This is a genomic window from Actinopolyspora lacussalsi, from assembly GCA_030803735.1.
Classification (GTDB): Bacteria; Actinomycetota; Actinomycetes; order Mycobacteriales; family Pseudonocardiaceae; genus Actinopolyspora; species Actinopolyspora lacussalsi.
On sequence record JAURUC010000001.1, the window covers coordinates 1507218 to 1525365 of the forward strand.

The 18148-nt window shown below is 67.2% G+C and carries 15 protein-coding genes and 1 pseudogene; 7 read left to right on the top strand and 9 right to left on the bottom strand.

Annotated elements, in window-relative coordinates:
* Positions 1-43 precede the first annotated feature (43 nt).
* Positions 44-2473, top strand: a complete 2430-nt coding sequence (locus tag J2S53_RS06540) for a right-handed parallel beta-helix repeat-containing protein (protein WP_456240237.1) — start codon at positions 44-46, stop codon at positions 2471-2473.
* Positions 2474-2545: 72 nt separating this feature from the next.
* Here J2S53_RS06540 and J2S53_RS06545 read toward each other — a convergent pair whose 3' ends face one another.
* Together J2S53_RS06545 and J2S53_RS06550 are read right to left on the bottom strand one after the other, a co-directional pair.
* Positions 2546-2980: an SRPBCC family protein gene (locus tag J2S53_RS06545; protein WP_456240238.1), complete on the bottom strand. Its 435-nt coding sequence runs from the start codon at positions 2978-2980 to the stop codon at positions 2546-2548.
* A 154-nt stretch (positions 2981-3134) separates the two neighbouring features.
* A pseudogene (locus J2S53_RS06550) lies at positions 3135-3308 on the bottom strand (nucleoside deaminase); the annotation flags it as partial.
* Positions 3309-3590: 282 nt separating this feature from the next.
* On the opposite strand from J2S53_RS06550, the gene J2S53_RS06555 reads away from it, so the two are divergent.
* Positions 3591-4412 carry a bifunctional allantoicase/(S)-ureidoglycine aminohydrolase gene (locus tag J2S53_RS06555; RefSeq protein WP_456240239.1) on the top strand — a complete coding sequence of 274 codons (822 nt, stop codon included), beginning with the start codon at positions 3591-3593 and terminating at the stop codon, positions 4410-4412.
* A 157-nt stretch (positions 4413-4569) separates the two neighbouring features.
* On the opposite strand, the gene J2S53_RS06560 is transcribed toward J2S53_RS06555, so the two are convergent.
* From J2S53_RS06560 to J2S53_RS06585, 6 genes are all read right to left on the bottom strand, one after another.
* Positions 4570-4839, bottom strand: coding sequence for a barstar family protein (locus tag J2S53_RS06560; protein ID WP_456240240.1), 270 nt, complete (start codon positions 4837-4839; stop codon positions 4570-4572).
* Positions 4840-5072: 233 nt separating this feature from the next.
* A complete protein-coding gene (locus J2S53_RS06565) occupies positions 5073-6116 on the bottom strand; it encodes a family 2 encapsulin nanocompartment cargo protein polyprenyl transferase (RefSeq protein ID WP_456240241.1) in 1044 nt (347 codons plus the stop codon).
* Between the two features lie 13 nt (positions 6117-6129).
* Positions 6130-7542, bottom strand: a complete 1413-nt coding sequence (locus tag J2S53_RS06570; RefSeq protein WP_456240242.1) for a family 2B encapsulin nanocompartment shell protein — start codon at positions 7540-7542, stop codon at positions 6130-6132.
* Between the two features lie 50 nt (positions 7543-7592).
* Positions 7593-9938: a family 2 encapsulin nanocompartment cargo protein terpene cyclase gene (locus J2S53_RS06575; protein ID WP_456240243.1), complete on the bottom strand. Its 2346-nt coding sequence runs from the start codon at positions 9936-9938 to the stop codon at positions 7593-7595.
* 4 nt (positions 9939-9942) lie between these two features.
* Entirely contained in the window at positions 9943-11247 is a 1305-nt protein-coding gene (locus J2S53_RS06580) for a family 2B encapsulin nanocompartment shell protein (protein ID WP_456242720.1), read from the bottom strand.
* A 556-nt stretch (positions 11248-11803) separates the two neighbouring features.
* On the bottom strand, positions 11804-12370 hold the full coding sequence (locus J2S53_RS06585; protein WP_456240244.1) for a TetR/AcrR family transcriptional regulator: 567 nt from the start codon (positions 12368-12370) through the stop codon (positions 11804-11806).
* 91 nt (positions 12371-12461) lie between these two features.
* On the opposite strand from J2S53_RS06585, the gene J2S53_RS06590 reads away from it, so the two are divergent.
* Complete coding sequence (locus J2S53_RS06590) at positions 12462-12923, top strand: nuclear transport factor 2 family protein (RefSeq protein WP_456240245.1); 462 nt, start codon at positions 12462-12464, stop codon at positions 12921-12923.
* A gap of 112 nt (positions 12924-13035) precedes the next feature.
* On the opposite strand, the gene J2S53_RS06595 is transcribed toward J2S53_RS06590, so the two are convergent.
* The gene (locus J2S53_RS06595) at positions 13036-13278 is read right to left on the bottom strand and encodes a hypothetical protein (RefSeq protein WP_456240246.1); all 243 of its coding nucleotides are present in this window, start codon (positions 13276-13278) and stop codon (positions 13036-13038) included.
* A 224-nt stretch (positions 13279-13502) separates the two neighbouring features.
* Here J2S53_RS06595 and J2S53_RS06600 point away from each other — a divergent pair, with 224 nt between their 5' ends.
* The 4 genes from J2S53_RS06600 to J2S53_RS06615 all read left to right on the top strand — a co-directional run bounded on the left by J2S53_RS06600 (position 13503) and on the right by J2S53_RS06615 (position 17543).
* A complete protein-coding gene (locus J2S53_RS06600) occupies positions 13503-14096 on the top strand; it encodes a DNA polymerase ligase N-terminal domain-containing protein (RefSeq protein ID WP_456240247.1) in 594 nt (197 codons plus the stop codon).
* Positions 14093-15091 (top strand): non-homologous end-joining DNA ligase, encoded by a 999-nt coding sequence (gene ligD, locus J2S53_RS06605; protein WP_456240248.1) that lies wholly within the window; start codon positions 14093-14095, stop codon positions 15089-15091. Before J2S53_RS06600 ends, ligD (J2S53_RS06605) begins: the two co-directional genes overlap by 4 nt.
* Positions 15088-15999: a non-homologous end-joining DNA ligase gene (ligD, locus tag J2S53_RS06610; protein ID WP_456240249.1), complete on the top strand. Its 912-nt coding sequence runs from the start codon at positions 15088-15090 to the stop codon at positions 15997-15999. Before ligD (J2S53_RS06605) ends, ligD (J2S53_RS06610) begins: the two co-directional genes overlap by 4 nt.
* A gap of 395 nt (positions 16000-16394) precedes the next feature.
* Positions 16395-17543 carry a glycosyltransferase family 87 protein gene (locus J2S53_RS06615; protein WP_456240250.1) on the top strand — a complete coding sequence of 383 codons (1149 nt, stop codon included), beginning with the start codon at positions 16395-16397 and terminating at the stop codon, positions 17541-17543.
* Positions 17544-18148: the final 605 nt, after the last annotated feature.

Sequence of the window (18148 nt, forward strand, 5' to 3'; positions counted from 1 at the left end):
CCAAACCGGTGCGAACACCGGGGCTCAGCCAGCAGGAGAGCTGATGATAATCGTCTCGCCGGACGCTCCCGGCTGCCACTCGTCGATCGCCGAAGCGGTGGACTCGGCTCCCGAGGGAGCGACGGTGCACATCGCACCCGGGAAGTACGAGGAGAGCCTGGCGCCGCGCAGACCGGTCACGCTCGTCGCCGAGGACGGGCCGGACACCGTCGAGATCAGCTCCGCGCGGGGGCCGGTGATATCGGGCGACGTCGCGACGAAGCTCAGCGGACTGACCCTGCGCTCCACTGATCCGGAAAGTCCCGTGGCCGTGGCCGGATCGGACCGGTTGACCATCACCGAGTGCCGGTTGGAGGCGACTGCCTGGGCGGCGGTCCACGGCCACGGTCGGGGCGGCCTGACGATGCGCGACTGCTCGGTGCGCAACTCCGAGGGCGCCGGTGTGGTGATCACCTCGCCCCTCGGAAGTTCGGTCGAGCGGTGCACCTTCCCCGAGCCGGGAACGTCGGGGATCGTGGCCGCCGAGCAGGGGGTACTCACGCTGCGCTCGTGCACGGTCGAGCAGGCGGCGGGCAACGGACTGTGCCTGAACGGCAGCGGGCGCATCGACGGCGAGAACATCACGATCATCGGCGCGCGCAAGCCCGCGCTGGCCGTGGAGGAGCAAGCATCGGCCACGCTGAGCGGACTGGCGGCGCGTGACAGTCGTGGCATCGGCTGCTACCTCGCCACCGGTTCGACCGTGGAGCTCACCGATTGTTCCGTCGAGCGATCCGAGACGGACGGACTGCTGATCGCCTCCACCGGCCGCGGCACGCTGGAGCGGTGCACCGTCGAACACACCAACCACCACGGCATCCGGATCACCGGTGGCTCGGCCGGAATCCTCCGCGACTGCACGATCACGGGGGTGCGCGGGACGGGAGTCCTCGTCGAGGCGGAGTCGAGCACCGAGTTCGAGCGGCTCACCGTGACCGAGTGCCAGGGGACGGGACTGAGCGCCACGAGCGGCGCCACACCCTCCGCCCGGCGGCTGCGGATCACCGGCTCCACGGGAGCGGCCGTGGAGGTCACCAAGGGAGCGAAGGCCCGGCTGGACAACGTCGAGATCGAACGGGCCGGTGAGGTGGGCGTGCTCGTCGCGGACGACGGTGCGGCGACGGTCAACGGGTGCAGCGTGCTGGAAACGAACGGTTCCGGGGTAGCGGTGCTGCGTGCCGCGGACGCCACGTTCACCGACTGCGACGTCCATCGTGCCGGTGGCGACGGGGTGCACACCGGGGAACGGGGCGGGATCGTGCTGAACCGCTGCCGGGCCCGTTCCGGTCGGGCATGTGGCGTGCGGGTGGACCCCTCGGCCCGTGCCGAGGTGTCCGAATCGGAGTTCGCCGAGAACGAGGCCGACGGTATCAGCGTGCGCTCGACGGAGAGCGTGGTGCTGCGCGACTGCACGGCCACCGACAACCGTGGTGCGGGCCTGCGTCGCACGGTTCCCTCGGAGGCGTTGACGGTGGAGGGATTCACCAGCTCCGGAAACGGTTTCCCGGACGCGTACGGCCTCGGGAACGGGAACTCCGACTCCCCCTCCGGCGGGAACCCTGCCGAGGTCGGCGGCCCCGAGACCGGCACTGCCGAGGCGGGCACCGAGCAGAGCAAGCCGATGCGGGAGTTGACCTCGCTGGTGGGGCTGGAGGGAGTCAAGCACGACGTCACCACGCTGGTGAACCTGAACAAGATGGCAAAGCGGCGCCAGGAGGCCGGGCTGTCGGCGCCCCCAATGAGCAGGCACCTGGTCTTCGCGGGAGCACCGGGTACTGGCAAGACCACCGTGGCCCGGCTCTACGGCGCGGTGCTGGCCGAGCTGGGGGTGCTCGCCTCCGGGCACCTGGTCGAGGTCTCGCGCGCCGATCTGGTCGCCGACATCGTCGGTGGCACCGCGATCAAGACCACCGAGGAGTTCAACAAGGCGCTGGGCGGAGTGCTCTTCGTCGACGAGGCGTACACCCTGAGCTCCTCCTCCGGTGGCTCCGGCCCGGACTTCGGCAAGGAGGCCGTGGACACCCTGGTCAAGCTGATGGAGGACCACCGGGACGAGGTGGTGGTGATCGCGGCGGGCTACTCCGCGGAGATGCGCGAGTTCATGGCCACCAACCCCGGGCTGGAGTCCCGCTTCAGCCGGACCATAGAGTTCACCAACTACACCGCCGAGGAACTGGTCACGATCGTGCGCCAGCAGTGCGCCGAGCACGACTACCAGCTCGACGAGAGCGCCGCCGAAGCACTGGAGGACTACTTCGAGGCGATGCCCAAGGACGGTACCTTCGGCAACGGCCGGACCGCGCGCAAGACCTTCGAGCGAATGGTCGACCACCAGGCCTCGCGACTGTCGGTCTCGCCGGACACCTCCACCGCCGATCTGACCCGGCTGCTGGCCGAGGACGTCGAGGCCGTCCGGACAGGTGTGCCGGGCTGAGTCGGGCAAACCGGCTCGGGCCGCCGAGGACGCGAGAGCTCGAAGGCCGCACCGCCTCGGGACGGGAACGACTCAGCCCGGGAACAGCTCACCGAGGCGGTGCAACGACTTCTCGATGGCCGCTCTGTTCCGCCGGGGGAACGGACTCAGCGAGATCAGCAGCGGAATCCGAGCGGTCGACCAGTCGAAGGTTTCGGTCACCTCGGTTCGCTCCCCAACCGGGCGAAGCCGCCAACGCCAGCGGTGACCGTTGAAGTGTCGCCACGCGATCAGGCGGTCCTGCTCGAACTCCACCACCGTGTTCAGGATCTTGTACGAGGCGCCCATCTTCATGTCCATGCCGAACTTCGAGCCGAGTTCGAGCCGCTGGGGGCCACCCTGCTGTGCCCGTAGCACCGTGCCCGAACCGTCGAACAGCGAGTGCCGGTCCGGATCGGTGAGCAGCTCGAAGATCCTGTCCGGTGTGGTCGCGACCGTCCTGGTCGCCGACACCTGGCGTTCTACCATCCGGTAACCCTAATTCCCGAGCGACGCTCCGGAAGCAGCGGCCCTCGCCCGCATCCCGTGGCGGGCCCACCGGCAGCACGACGGTTACCCACCCGCTCCGCACGTCGATCGGGTGAGGTCCGATCGTGCGGCGGATTCAGCCGCCTCCGGCCACGAAGCGACGATGCAGCGTCGCGTCACCGCCGGTGACGATACGGTTGCGGTCCTCGGCGAGACGGCGCCCGTCGGAGGCCACCAGGACCGACCCGAAAGGCTCGTCACCCGCCCGCGACGCCTCCTCCGCCAGCTCCACGCAGCGACGCAGCTCCGATTCGGCCTCGCCGATCATGATCCCTCCTCGATCGCACCGGCGTCCCGCACACCTGGACCGACGACGCTGCCGTCCATGGATCACCCGACGGGACGCGCGTTGACCCGACTGACGGGACTAACTAAAGTATCCTTCATACGGAATCACTATTCCGAATAACGGAACAAACTGTCACAAAGATCACGGCCACCGACGGAAACGATCTCTCCCCGGACCCCGGTGGGCACCCGGCATGCCAACGGCGCTCCGCACCGGAGGAGCGACCGGGCACGCGAAGTTCGACGAGGACAGGAGCGGACCTTGAACGCACCGACGTACCACGCACCGCAAGGCGGCCTCCCGTCGCAGGACACGCTGCTCACCGACCGGGCCGTGGTCAAGGAAGCCTACACCGTCATCCCACGCGGCGTGCTGCGCGACATCGTCACCAGCAACCTGCCCGGTTGGAACCGCACCCGCTCCTGGATCCTGGCCCGGCCCGTGGCCGGGTTCGCCACCACGTTCGCCCAGTACGTCGTCGAGGTCTCCCCCGGCGGCGGCAGCGACGAACCGGAACCGGAGCGCGGTGTCGAATCGGTGCTGTTCCTGCTCTCCGGCGCACTCACCGTCGTGCTCGAGGGCGAGACCCACGTCCTCTCCCCAGGCGGCTACGCCTACCTGCCCGCGGGCGCGGACTGGTCGGTGACCAACGAGTCCGAGGAGACGGCCAGCTTCCAGTGGGTCCGCAAGGCTTACGAGCCACTACCCGGGCACCCGGTTCCCGAGGGCTTCACCGTGCAGGAGCAGGACGTCACCCCCACTCCGATGCCCGACACCGACGGCGCGTGGACGACCACCCGATTCGTCGATCCCGACGACCTGTCCCACGACATGCACGTCAACATCGTCACGTTCGATCCCGGTGCCGTGATCCCCTTCGCCGAGACGCACGTGATGGAGCACGGTATCTACGTCCTGGAGGGCAAGGCGGTCTACCGCCTCAACGACGACTGGGTCGAGGTCGAAGCGGGCGACTTCATGTGGCTGCGCGCCTTCTGCCCGCAGGCCTGCTACGCCGGTGGCCCCGGCAAGTTCCGCTACCTGCTCTACAAGGACGTCAACCGTCAGATCAAGCTCACTTGATCCCCCGCAACCGAGTCGCCACGGCGAAGGCTGTGGTTTCGTTGTTCACTTCCACCGATGCGGATGGGGCTACCCCGAGTGTCGCTGGAGCCGCTCGATTATTGCTGGCGTACCCGGCCGAACCGGAATCAGACTTCGGGGCACCCTCACCGTGGCGTCACTCGAACCTGATCACCTTGTGAGAGTGATACGGGCCCGTCATGTATTCATCGAATACATCACGCATGATTCGAGCATCGTTCGGCAATACGTTTTCGAAGTGCCCCCACCCAGCAAACGTAATCTCGTCAGGCAGCTCGACCAGCCCTGTTATGGCATCCCAGAAGGCATCCCAATTCATTCCGTACATATCGGGAAAACCAAAATAAACCTTGATTTTTCTATGCAGTCCAGCGCTGGTGCACACATCCGACAGATCGACGATCACCGATCACACCACCCGTTTTCTGCTCGTATCCGCCGGCGTGCTCGACAGTCTCGCAGTATGTGGACGTGATATAAAGCAAACCGTCTTCCGAGCATAAAAGCCTCGTGCCGGGCCGCTTGCCGCGTTTCTGCCCACTGTCCATCCCGATACGGTGTGCCGCTGGTGGAACTGCGTGTCGAGGTTCCCGGAACAGTGCCGGTTCACGAACCCACCACAAGATCACCGAATATCGTCTAGTGATCGCGTCGGGTGACGAGGTGCGCGAGCGCGGTCAGCTCGTCGGTTCGGGCGGTTGGAGCGGCCGCGTCGAGGTGGCCCAGCGCTCGGGCGAGCAGCCGGTCGGTCTGGGCGTGACTCCAGGCGCGGCCACCCGCCGCGTCGACGAGATCGGCGATGTCGGTCAGCGCGACTTCCGAGGTCGACGGCTGGTGGTAGTGCGTGGCGAGCCGCTGTCCGGCGGTGGTGTCGGAGTTCAGCGCGAACACCACTGGCAGGGTCTTCTTCCGGGCGTGCAGGTCCGAATAGGCGGACTTGCCGGTGGTCTCGGGATCGCCCCAGATGCCGAGCAGGTCGTCGACGTGCTGAAAGGCCAGCCCGAGATCGTGACCGAAGCGACGCAGGTGCTCGACCCGCCGCGGCTCGGTCCCCGCGAACAGGGCACCGAGTTCGCAGGCGGCAGCCAGCAGCGCGGCGGTTTTGGCTTCGGCCATGCGTTGGCATCCGTCGACGTCGACATCACCGCGCTGTTCGAAGGCCAGATCCGTGGCCTGGCCTTGAACCAGCTCCTGGACAGTGTCGTTGAGCAGTCGCACACCGGCGAGGGCAGCCGGGTTCCCACTGTCGGCGAGCACCCCGGAAGCCAGCGAGAGCAGGGCATCGCCTGCCAGGATCGCCGCCTCCGACCCGAACACGGTCCAGGCCGTGGGGCGGTGACGACGAGTGGCGTCGGTGTCGATGAGATCGTCGTGCAGCAGCGAGAAATTGTGCACGAGCTCGACGGCGACAGCGGCGGGCAGCACCGCATCGGTGCTGCCACCCACGGCCTCGGCGGCGAGCAGGGCCAGCGCGGGGCGTAACGCCTTTCCGCCCGAGGCGTCGCTGGGAAGGCCGTGTTCATCGGTCCAGCCGAACTGGTATCGAGCGATACGACGCATGTCCTCGGGCAGTGTGTCCACCGCGGACCGCAGCGCGGGATCGACTCGGCCGCGCGCGACGCCCAGGGCCTCGTAAGCCTCCGCTGCCGGAACCGCGTGTGGGAACACATCTGGGGTGGCCATGTGAGTGTTCCTTTCAGCGCCCGATCTCGACGTTTTCCAACACGCCGAGCGCGTCGGGGGTGAGCACGGCGGCGGAGTAGTACGCGCTGACCAGATACGAAGTGACGGCCTTGTCGTTGATGCCCATGAACCGCACGTTGAGGCCGGGTGCGTACTCGTCGGGAATACCGGTCTGGTGCAGCCCGACCACCCCTTGGTGCTTCTGCCCGGTTCGCATGACCAGGACCGAGCTGGTGTTGCTCTCGCTGATGGGGATCTTGTCGCAGGGCAGCAGCGGAACGCCGCGCCAGGAGGTCACGCGGGTGCCGTCCACGTCGACGCTGTCCGGGTAGACGCCCTGGCGGTTGCACTCGCGGCCGAACGCGGCGATGGTGCGCGGGTGGGCCAGGAAGAACTCCGACTTGCGGCGCCGGGACAGCAGTTCGTCGAAATCGCCCGGGGTGGGTGGGCCGCCCGCGGTCTGGATCCGTTGGCGCAGGTCGGCGTTGTGCAGTAGCCCGAACTCGCGGTTGTTGACCAGATCCGATTCCTGCTGCTCGCGCAGTTCCTCGACCGTCAGCCGGAGCTGCTGCTCGAGCTGGTTCATCGGTTGGCTGTAGAGGTCGTTGACCCGGGTGTGCACGCGCAGGATGGTCTGGGCGACGGCGAGTTCGTACTCACGAGGACTGAGATCGTAGTCGACGAAAGTACCGGACAGCTCGGTCTCACCCTCGTGGCCGGACGCCAGTCGCACGGCCGCTTCACCGTGCTTGTTGTGCTCGGGCGGGGTGTGGCCGCGCACCCGATCGAGGTGGGCACGCAGTGGTTCGGAACGGTCGGTGAGCTCGTCCACGTCGCGGCGGGACAGCCGCAGCACGATGCACGGTGTGAGCGCGGTGGCCGTGGCGGGCCAGGTGTCCCGACCGCCGGTGAGCACGTGCTCGCCGAGGTACTCCCCGTCGGCGAGCACGTCCCGCGACACCTCGCCACCATAGGGCCCCGGAGTACTGGTGTTGACCTTGCCGTGGGCGAGCAGTATCAGCTCGTCGGCGGATTCACCAGCGGTGGTGATGCTCTCGCCCGGGGCGTAGTGGTGCTGGGTGAACCGCTCCGCCAGTGCTTCGAGCACCGTCTCGTCGTCGAGATCACGCAAGGGGGATATCTCGCGGAGCTCCGGTGGCAGAACGCGAACTCTGTCACCGGTGTTGGAAAACGTCAGGCGCCCGTCCCCGAGCTCGTAGGTCAGCCGCCGGTTGACCCGGTAGGAACCGCTGGTGGTTTCGACCCAGGGCAGCATGCGCAGCAGCCACCGAGGACTGATCGCCCGCATCTGCGGCGGCGTCTTCGTGGTGGTGGCCAGATTGCGGGCCGCGGCCGTGCCCAGGCTGAGCTGTCCCTGTCCGTTGGATCCCGGTTCGTCGGACGCGCTCGTAGCGATCTCGGTCATGTCTCTCCCCCTCGCGTGTCGGATCTAAAAGCGGGCAGCCACGGAACCGGTCACCCGGCTTCGGGTGAAGGCCGGTCCGTGGTTCCCCTCGGCGCGGCGATGCGAGCCGCCGTTCCCAGGCCGGTGGGGCCGGCCAGGCGCTGCCGTGTCGGGAGCACCCCCTGTGGCTGTGCGATATCGGGAGCACCGCGGGGCGATGATGTCCCGATCGCGGCAGCCCCCGGCTCGTGACGACGTCGCAGTTCGGCCTCGGTGTAGCGCACGCACCTGCGGTGCCACTCCAGGATTCCGGACATCCAGTCCTGCAGACCCTCGGCGTGACCGATGAGCACCCGGCGGGCGGACTCGTCGAGTCCGAACTCCTCGAACACCCGGGGTAGCTGCTCGGTGAGAATCTGCTGGAACTGCCGCATCCGGGCGTTCATCACCTCGGCCACCACGTCGCGGGCCTGCCACCGATCGACGTCGAGGAATCGCTCGACGACCAGGACCAGGTTGTGGACCTCGCCCTCGAACTCGATCTCCTTCTGGTAGGAGAACAAGTCGTTGGTCAGGCAGGCGTAGTCCTGCGCGGCGGTCTCCATCTCCCGGACCACCGTGCTCCGGTACACCTCGGCGGGCACGACGTCGAGATTCGACAGCCGGGACAGGCTCATCGTCATGTCCGAGCCGAACGTCTTGCGACGCATCTCGAGGTAGTCGACCGGGTCCGGCACCCGGTGCTGGGCCTGGTTGTCCAGTTCCCACAACCAACTGGCGGTCATCTCCTCCACCGCGGTGCGGAACTGACGCCGCGCCGCGGTGGGCATGGGCCCGGCGGTACGTCGCCACAGATCAGCCAGTCCCCGCTCGATCGGATTGCTCGGTTCCGGTGTGGACTCGCCGTTCACGGGCATGAACGCCGACAACCGGTCGTTGCACGCCCTGGCCGCCGCCAGATTGCGGGTCGCTCCGAACACGACGGGGAAGTAGTCGTCGCCGTAGGTTCCCCAGGCCAGCCAGTCCGCGGACAGGTTGAGCTGTTCCGAGCCCGCATCGGCGTGGATCATCGCCGCGCAGTGGGCGAAGTCGAAACCGATGAACCGGCGCTCGTCCCACACCCCGTGGGATTCCACCCCGGGCACCGAGTCGAACATGCCCATCCGCCGGGCCCAGTCGACACCGTGCTCACGGGCGTTGTCCAGGTGTGGGCTCATCCGCACCGAGTACGGCATGTACAGCTCCGGCAGCGTCAGATGCCCCACCTGCTGGAACGGGATGTGGGACTGCTGCTGGGCCCGGCGCCGCACGCCGGGCCGCAGCCGGGTGAACGCCCGGGCCGCCGAGGTACCCAGCCCGCTCGGACCGGTGAGGCCCGTGGCGGTGGGTGTCGTGGTGACACCTTCGTTCATGTACCGGCTGGACTGGGTGTGCCACTCGTGACCACCGGCCTGCCAGTCCTGCAGCCCCTTGACGTAGGCCAGCACCCTGGCCCGCTCGTCCGGCCCCAGGGCGTGCTCGTCGCACAGCGCGGGCACCTCGGTCAGCGCGGTGTTGTCGAACTGCTCCAATCGCGAGGTCAGCAGATCGTTGGTGAGCTCGGCGGCCCGTTGTGGACCGGTCCCGAAGAAGGTCTCCATGACCAGCACACCGTTGTTGACCTCGCCTTCCTGCTGGGTCTCGCGTTGGTAGGAGAACAGGTCGTTGCGCAGGTGCACCCCGTCGGAGAACGTGTCGGTGAGCACCCGCATCGGCCTGCTCACGGCGACCGACGCCGGGATCTCGGCGCGAGCGGCGAGCTCGACGAGCCCGGCGGACCAGGGCGCCCCACCCACCTTGCGGCGCATCTCGATGTAGTCGACCGGGTTGGGCACCCGTCCCTGGTTGATGTTGGTCAGCTCCCACACGCAGTCCTCGAGCAGGTTGCGCGTGGCCTCGGCGAACCGGACGAGCCAGTCGGCCGACATGATCGAGGTCGTGCGGTTCCACAGGTCGACCAGGCCCCACTCCACCGGATTCGTCGGCTCCGGCGGACGCTCGGCCGGATCGGTCGGCATGAACGCCGACAGTCCGGCCAGATACTGCCGGGCTCCGGCGAGGTCGCCGGTGTGCTTGTAGTGCTCCAGGAAGTGGTCGTCGAAGTAGAACACCCACACGTACCAGTCGGTGACCAGATCGAGGTCCTCCGCCGTGGCGTCCGGATGGGTGTAGGCGCACAGCAGCGGGTAGTCGGCCGAGTCGAACGTGGCCTCGTCCCAGGCGAACGCGCCGCTGCTGCCCGCCGCGCCACCGGGGGTGACCATCTCCATCCGGCGCGCCCACGCCGTGGAGTGCTCGCGCGCGCTCCCCAGGTGCGAGTTCAACCGGGCGGGCCAGGGCAGGTAGAACTCCGGGAGCTCGAACGGTTGGCTCGCCACGGGCTCAGCCTTCCCTACCGGTCTCGACGTCGTCCAGCACGGCCAGCGCGTCCGGCACGAGCACCGCCGCGGAGTAGTAGGTGGAGACCAGGTACGAGATCAACGCCTTCTCGTTGATACCCATGAACCGCACGGACAGGCCCGGCTCGTACTCGTCGGGCAAACCGGTCTGGTGCAGCCCGACCACACCCTGGTTGGCCTCGCCGGTACGCATCAACATGATCGAGGTGGTCCGGGAGCCGCTCATCGGCAGCTTGTTGCACGGGAACATCGGCACACCCCGCCAGGCGGGTACCTGGTGCCCACCGATGTCCACGCTGGCCGGGTACAACCCACGACGACTGCACTCGCGCCCGAACGCGGCGATGGCTCGCGGGTGGGCCAGGAAGAATCCGGGGTCCTTCCACACCAGCGACAGCAGCTCGTCCATGTCGTCCGGGGTCGGCGGACCGGTGCGGGTGTGGATGCGCTGGCGCAGGTCGGCGTTGGGCAGCAACCCGAAATCGGGGTTGGTGACCAGCTCTTTTTCCTGCTCCTCGCGCAGCTCCTGGATGGTCAGCCGAAGTTGCTGCTCGGTCTGGTCCATCGGCTCGTTGTACAGATCCGCGACCCGACTGTGCACGCGCAACACCGTCTGGGCCACGCTGAGCTCGTACTCGCGGGGCTTGAGCTCGTAGTCGACGAACGTGCCGGGCAGATCCGGTTCACCGGCGTGTCCGGAGGCCACCGCGACCTCGGACTCACCGTCGGCGTTGTGCGCGCCCTGCGAAGCGGTACCGACCCGCGCGAGGTGGGTGCGCAGCGCGTCGGAACGGTCCACCACCTCCTGGGCGGACTGCCGGGACAACGTCAGCACGGTGCACGGGGTCACGGCCTTGGCGGTGAACTCCCACGTGGCCTCGCCGTCCGCCAGGAGCTGGCCACCGAAGTGCTCACCACCGGCCAGCACTCCCAGTGTCGTCTGCTCCCCATAGGGCCCGGTACCGAGCTTGTTCACCTTGCCGTGCGCGATGAGTACGATCTCGTCGGTCGGGCTTCCCGCCTCGGCGATCACCTCGCCCGGGGCGTACTCGCGCTGCTCGAATCGCTCGGCCAAGCCCTCCAGCACCGAGGTGTCGTCGAATCCTCGCAGCGCGGGCAACTCGCACAACTCGCCCGGGATCACTCGCACCGTCGAGCCGGTGTTGGAAAAGGTCACCAGCCCGTCCCCGAGCTGGTAGGTCAGCCGTCGGTTCACCCGGTAAGAACCACCAGTGGCCTGCACCCAGGGGAGCAGGCGCAGCAACCACCGCGAGGTGATCGACTGCATCTGCGGCGGAGTCTTCGTCGTCGTCGACAGATTCCGCGCGGCCGCCGTGCCCAGACTCAGCGGCGACTGCCCGTTATCGTTCTGCTGACCGGAGACCGGGTCCGTACCTGTCACCACACACCACCATTTCGACGCATGTCACACGTTCCTGTCCGCGTCGGATCAGTCAGTGCCCACGCACTGAAATCCCCCAGCGCGGTGCCGAGCATGCTCTTGCCCAGCCGGCGGACGACCACAGCCGATCGCCCGATCAGGCGATCAACAGTCACCCGAAAGGGCAAACTAGTTGATCAAAGCGGCGCAACACAAGCAGTGTCCACATAGTCGTAGGCACGAGAGGGAGCTCGACACGGCAGAACGTCAACGCCACGGCGAGTAAGCCCTTTTCCACTCCTCACCGGGGAAACATTCGAAAACGTGCCAGGCGCGGCGGAGACGGAAGCGAATGGGTCCGACCTCCCTCGGAACGGTGACGATGATCACCACGGGAGGCAGTGTTCGTGCCTGATCAACCGAAGGAATGACCCGGTCGGGCAAGCGGATGCCACCCGAGGAATCACGGCGTGCCGAGCAGTTCGGCGACAGCCGCACGAGCATGACGCGCCGGAGCGGGATCACCACTGACACCCGCCGTGACGACGGCCCCCTCGAACAGCAGAAACACCGGTTCGACCACCGCCACACCCGTGGCCCGAACCCACTCCGCGAGCTGATCGTGAAACGCCCGCTTGTGCGACCGAACCTCGGCCAGCACCGCCTCCGAGGAAGAGCCGAGCTCGCCGTGGGCATTGATCCAGGCACACCCCCGGAAACCGGGCTCGACGAACCACTCGGCGAGCCAGTCGAACACCGCGAGCACCCGCTCACACGGATCCGAAACGCGCTCCACGAACGCGGCCAGGTCGTCCCGCCACCGCTGGTCGCGCCGCCGGAGCATCGCCACCACCAGTTCCTCCTTGGCCGGGAAGAACCGGTAGATCCGCTTCAACGGCAGCGCCGAGGCCGTACGCACCTCGTCCATCCCGACCGCCTGGATACCTCGCTCGTAGAACAGCCGCTCCGCCGCGTCGAGCAGCGCAGCACGGTCCAGACGATCGCGTTCCTCGGTGAGTGGGGCCGGCATCCGTGACTCCTTGACGTCGAGAACGGTCGTTTCCTATTTTAGGGCATCATCAATAGAGAACGCACGTTCTCAACACGTGAGGAGATCCGTCATGTCGGAAGCCCGTCCGCCGTACCCGCCATTCACGCGGGAAACGGCCCTGCGGAAAGTCCGGGCCGCCGAGGACGCCTGGAACACCCGCGATCCCCACCGAGTGGCGACGGCCTACACGCCGGACTCGACGTGGCGCAACCGGGACACCTTCCTGCGGGGCCACGAGGAGATCATCACCTTCCTCACCCGGAAGTGGGAACGCGAACTCGACTACGCGCTACGCAAGAGCCTGTGGGGATTCCACGAGAACCGGATCGCCGTCCGCTTCCAGTACGAGTGCCACGACACAGCGGGGCAGTGGTGGCGCAGCTACGGCAACGAAATGTGGGAATTCGACGAACACGGCCTCATGCGAAGCCGCGAGGCCAGCATCAACGACGTCACCATCACCGAAACCGAGCGACGCATCCACGGATCCCGCACCGAAGACGAACACGAAGTCGAGCTCCCCCTCCGATGAGCCCGGCATTACGTCCCCGGTGCCGATGGATCCTGCTGCTTCCCGACTGGAACCCACCCATCCCGGCGGCACAGCGGATCGACGCGCACGCCGCGTTCACCGGTTCAGGCGATTACCGCGTGCCATGCCGATCACCACGACCGTCCACGATGGGCAGCACATCGGTGACCTCCTCGTCACCAGCCTCACGCTCCCTGGTGCGCCGCACCCGACGCTGGGCCCGCGTGCTCGGTGACGGCACGGGCTCCGGTTGCCGAGAAACCCGGCGCTGCCTGCGCCACAGCACCACGACGACGACCGAGGCAGGCACGCCGAGCACCGCGACCAGCGAACCGAGCACGATCCAGTAGAGCATCAACCACCTCGAAAACGGATGTCGCGATGTTCGGCCGGTACCCGGTGACCGCAGCGGTGTGACGCGCGTGAACAACCACGGCCACATTACGATCATGCCTGTCACAGCGACCCGGTGCGAGCCCTACCAGGTGATCATGTCGTCACGTCGCACGCGCCGAGAACACCGAGCCAGGGCGTCGGACACATCGTTTGTCACCGCCGCGTGCCGGGTAAACCCGATGTATGCGGGGAAAACTACGGAAGTACCGGAGCAGGCGTGACTTCGGCGGCACCACCGAGCCGCACGGTGGCACTCGCACGAACGAGGGAAACTCCGGACCTCGATTCGTCGTGCAGAAGCACGACGCCAGCTCGCTGCACTACGACTTCCGTCTGGAAGCGGAAGGGGTGCTGAAGTCCTGGGCGCTGCCGAAGGGACCGTCCATCGATCCGCGGGACAAGCGACTGGCAATCCGAACGGAGGACCACCCGCTCGATTACGCGGACTTCGAGGGGGTCATCCCCGAAGGGGAGTACGGCGCGGGAACCGTCCTGGTGTGGGACAGCGGCTCGTACAGCCCGCGCACCGATGGGGACGAGGACGCCGCCCAGCCGCTGGACCGAGGACGGATCGACATCTGGCTGGAGGGCCACAAGCTGCGCGGCGGTTTCACGCTGTTGCGTATGAGCAGACGCACCGAGGACCAGTGGTTGTTGGTCAAGACGGCCGACGAGGGGGCCGATCGGCGACGCAAACCACTCAAGAAACAGCCCCGTTCCGTGCGAAGCGGTGCGGATCTGAGCACGATAGCCGCTCACGGAGGGCAGCAGGAATGAACGGGTTCTTCGAGAGGTTGAGTGCCGAGTCCCGTGAGAAGCTCCGGGGACAGCCTTCCCCCGAATGGTCCGAACCCACGCTGGCTACCCTGGTGCACGAGCCGTTCAGCCACGCCGACTGGCTGTTCGAACCCAAGCTGGACGGCGAGCGTTGCCTGATCGTGCGGCGCGGTGACCGGGTCGACGTCCTCTCCCGCAACCGCAAGTCGCTGGACCAAACCTATCCGGAACTCGTGGCAGCGATCCCTCGCCTGGTCGAACCGGATTGCGTGCTGGACGGCGAGGTGGTCGCGTTCGACGGTGAACTGACCAGTTTCGCCCGGTTGCAACAACGAATGCAGCTCGTCGACGAGGAATCGACACCGTCGGACATCGCGATTCGGTGCTACCTGTTCGACGTGCTGCACCTGGCCGGTTACGACACCACCGGGTTGCCGTTGCGGGAGCGCAAGAAATTGCTGAGCGGCGCGGTGGAGTTCACGGACCCACTGCGGTGGACCCCGTACGAGCACACCGACGGCGAGCGGTACCACCAACGGGCCTGCGCGCGGGGGTGGGAAGGAACGCTGGCCAAGGACGCCACCGCCCCCTACGAGCACGGGCGTTCCCGCGGCTGGTTGAAGCTCAAGTGCGTCGCCAGCCAGGAACTGGTGATCGGTGGGTTCACCGAACCGACCGGGAGCCGTCCTGGTCTCGGTGCACTGCTGGTCGGGTACTACGAGGGCGACGGCCTCGCCTACGCCGGAAAGGTGGGCACCGGATTCGACAAGGCCACCCTGGAGGACCTGCGCAAGCGACTCGACCGGCTGGAGCGGGCGCACAACCCGTTCGCGGCGGAAGTGCACGAGCACGGTGCGCACTGGGTGGCACCGGAGCTGGTCGCCCAGATCTCCTTCACCGAGTGGACCCGGGACGGCAAGCTCCGCCACCCCAGCTACCAAGGGCTGCGCCGGGACAAGCGGCCTTCCGAAGTCACCGGGGAGCGTGGGACATGAGTGAGCGAACCCTGCGTACGGCGGGACACTCGGTAGCGGTGTCCAAGGCCGACAAGGTGCTCTTCCCCGAGGACGGGTTCACCAAGGGCGACATCGCCGAGTACTACCGGGAAGTCGGCCACACCATCGTGCGTTACACCAGAGAACGCCCGTTGGCGGCGGAACGCTACCCGGACGGAATAACGGGGCAGCGCATCTTCCAGAAGAACGTCTCCGAACACGCGCCCGACTGGATTCGCCGTTTCTCCACCCCCAAGAAGGAGGGCGGTGTGACGGTGCACGCGGTGTGCGACGAGCCGGCCACTCTCGTGTACCTGAGCGATCAGGCCTGTCTGACACCGCACGTGTGGCCGTCCCGGGTGGACGCGCTGGATTTCCCGGACCGGCTGATCTTCGACCTCGACCCGGAGGGCAACGACCTCGAAACCCTGCGCGACGCGGCCCGCTCCACCCGTGACCTGCTGGACGAGCTCTCACTGCCCTCCTTCGTCATGACCACCGGTTCCCGGGGCTTCCACGTGCTGGTTCCGTTGCGGCGACACGAGAACTTCGACGAGGTGCGCGACTTCGCCGGACAGGTGGCCGCGGTCCTCGCGGAGCGCGAGCCCGAGACACTGACCGTGCAGCAGCGCAAGGAGGAGCGCGGAAACCGCGTGTTCGTGGACTACCTGCGCAACGCGTACGGACAGACCGCTGTCGCGCCGTACGCCGTACGTGCCAGGCCAGGCGCTCCCGTGGCGACTCCACTGGGGTGGGACGAGCTTCCCGAGGTGACACCGTGGGAATTCACCGTGCGCGACATCCCGGCCAGGCTGCGCGAGCACGGTGACCCCTGGTCCGAGCTCGGCAACCGCGCGCACTCCCTGAAACGTGCCCGGAACCTGCTCGAACACCTTCGCTCGGCCTGAGCAACAGGCTTCTCACGTCCCGCTGCGTCACCGGTCGACCGGATGCCGGTCGGGACCAGGACGATCCCGTTGGCAACCGACCGACGACGGACTCGCCCGTTCAACACCTCCCCGTCGCGCAGTCCCGTGGAACCCGCCGACCGAAGTCCGGGGAATTCGGGCATTACTCGTGGCGATCTCACTCGATCGAGTAGCGCCGTGACCAGTTCCGGACCGCCCCTCGATCGCCGCGCGCGGCATTGTGGTCGGATATCGGAGTGGCAGTTTCGAAACACACATCCACGGAACCATCGGTCGGCCCCGAAACCCCGGCTTCGAGGAACGGTTCGCGGGAACGGTTGAGCGCCCTGGTGACGCGGTACCCGCGTTTCCTCGTTGCCGCTTCGATACCACTGTTGGCCGTCTCGGTGTGGTTCGTGCTGCTGCCCGCTCTCTTCCGCGGGGAAGGTGGGGAACTCTACCTCCGGGGTGATTTCGAGGTCTACCGCTGGGCCGTACACACCTGGTTGTCCGGCGGCGACATCATCGAGGACTGGGCCCCGCTCCGGGGCGGCAATCTGCTGCCCTGGGTGTATCCCCCGTTCGCGCTGTTGCCGCTGAGCGTGTTCGCACTACCGCCGGTCACGGTGGGAGCGTTCCTGATGTGGGCTGCGGACCTGGCTGCCATCGGCATGACGCTCTACCTGATCGTGCGGCACCAGTGGCCCGGCGTGGGGCCTCGCGGCGCCTTCGCCGTCGCGGCCCTCGCGCTCCCCTTTCCCCTGTGGTTGGAGCCCGTCTACGCGTGCTTCGCCCAGGGACAGGTCAATCTCCTGCTGATGGGGCTGGTCGCCGCGGACTGCCTCGTGCGGAATCCGCGATGGCCGCGTGGCCTGCTGGTGGGCATCGCCGCCGCGATCAAGCTCGTGCCAGCGGCCTTCCTGCTGTTCTTCCTGTTCCGCAGGGATTTCCGAGCAGCGGTGACCTGCACCATCACCGCCGTGGTGTGCACGCTGACCGGTTTCGCGATCGATTTCGAGGCATCGGTGGACTACTGGTTCCGCTATGGTCCGGCCTCCTCCGTTATGGGTCATGCGGCCGACACCAACCAGTCGATCATGGGTGTGCTCGCCCGGCTGGTATCGCAACCGGTGGTGGAGTACGGGCTCTGGGCGGTGCTGTGCCTCGCGCTGACCGTCGTGCTCGCACGCACGCTCGGCCGGGTCGAACCGCCGGTGGCGATGACGTTGACCGGGGTGTTCGCGCTACTGGTATCGCCGACGACCTGGTCGAGTCACTGGGTCTGGGCCATTCCCGGTCTGCTGATCCTGCTCGGTTCCGCGGTGCGGACCCGCAGCATCAGCCGGTTCCTGTTCGCAGTGGCGATCGTCGTCGCGGGCAGAAAGGTAGCGTTCCACGCGCTCGCGGCCGACGTCTCCCCGCTGCTGTATGTGCCGCAGCAGCTCGTCGGCAATGCCTACGTCGTCCTCGCGGCGGTGGCGTTGCTGGTGACGTGTTGGCAGGCGCACCGGTCCCGCGCGTACGAACCGGCCGCGACGCACTAACCAACCGATCCGGGCGCACCCGCGCCCAGGGGAAAGCGGGCACGACGACCAGGTCGAACGGACCGAGGCTGCCGATGCCCGCACGAGCCACACCTACCCGTACTCGGCGGTCGCGACGACCTCACCGCATCACGAGCCCGGTCGCACCGCACGTCTCCTTCGCCGGAACAGCGCCGCTCGCGCCTGCCCCGGCCGCGGGAGCGAATACCGACGGAACCGATTCACGCACGCCTCCGCTCACCGAAGAGCATTCCCGATACACCAGATTGAAATAAAACGTTTTAAGCTTCTTTGGCCGCCTCGGTCATCCACGACCGACTCGGCCGTACCGAAACACGCCCATATGCCGCATCTCGGCACACCAAGAGCGAGCAGGCACAACCACCCCGCCGATCAAAACAGCTCCACCCCCGGCAACACGCGAAAGAGCGTAACCGCTCCCGCATCCCGGGCGATACCACCCGCACTCGACACCCGCTCCGCACACACGTATCCGGTGCGTAACAGCGAGCTGACCCGTCCGCACGAATCTCGCGCACGGCCTTGTTCACAGCCCCGAAGGCCGCTATGGTTCGCATCACTTTGAAACGATTTACCTCTACTGC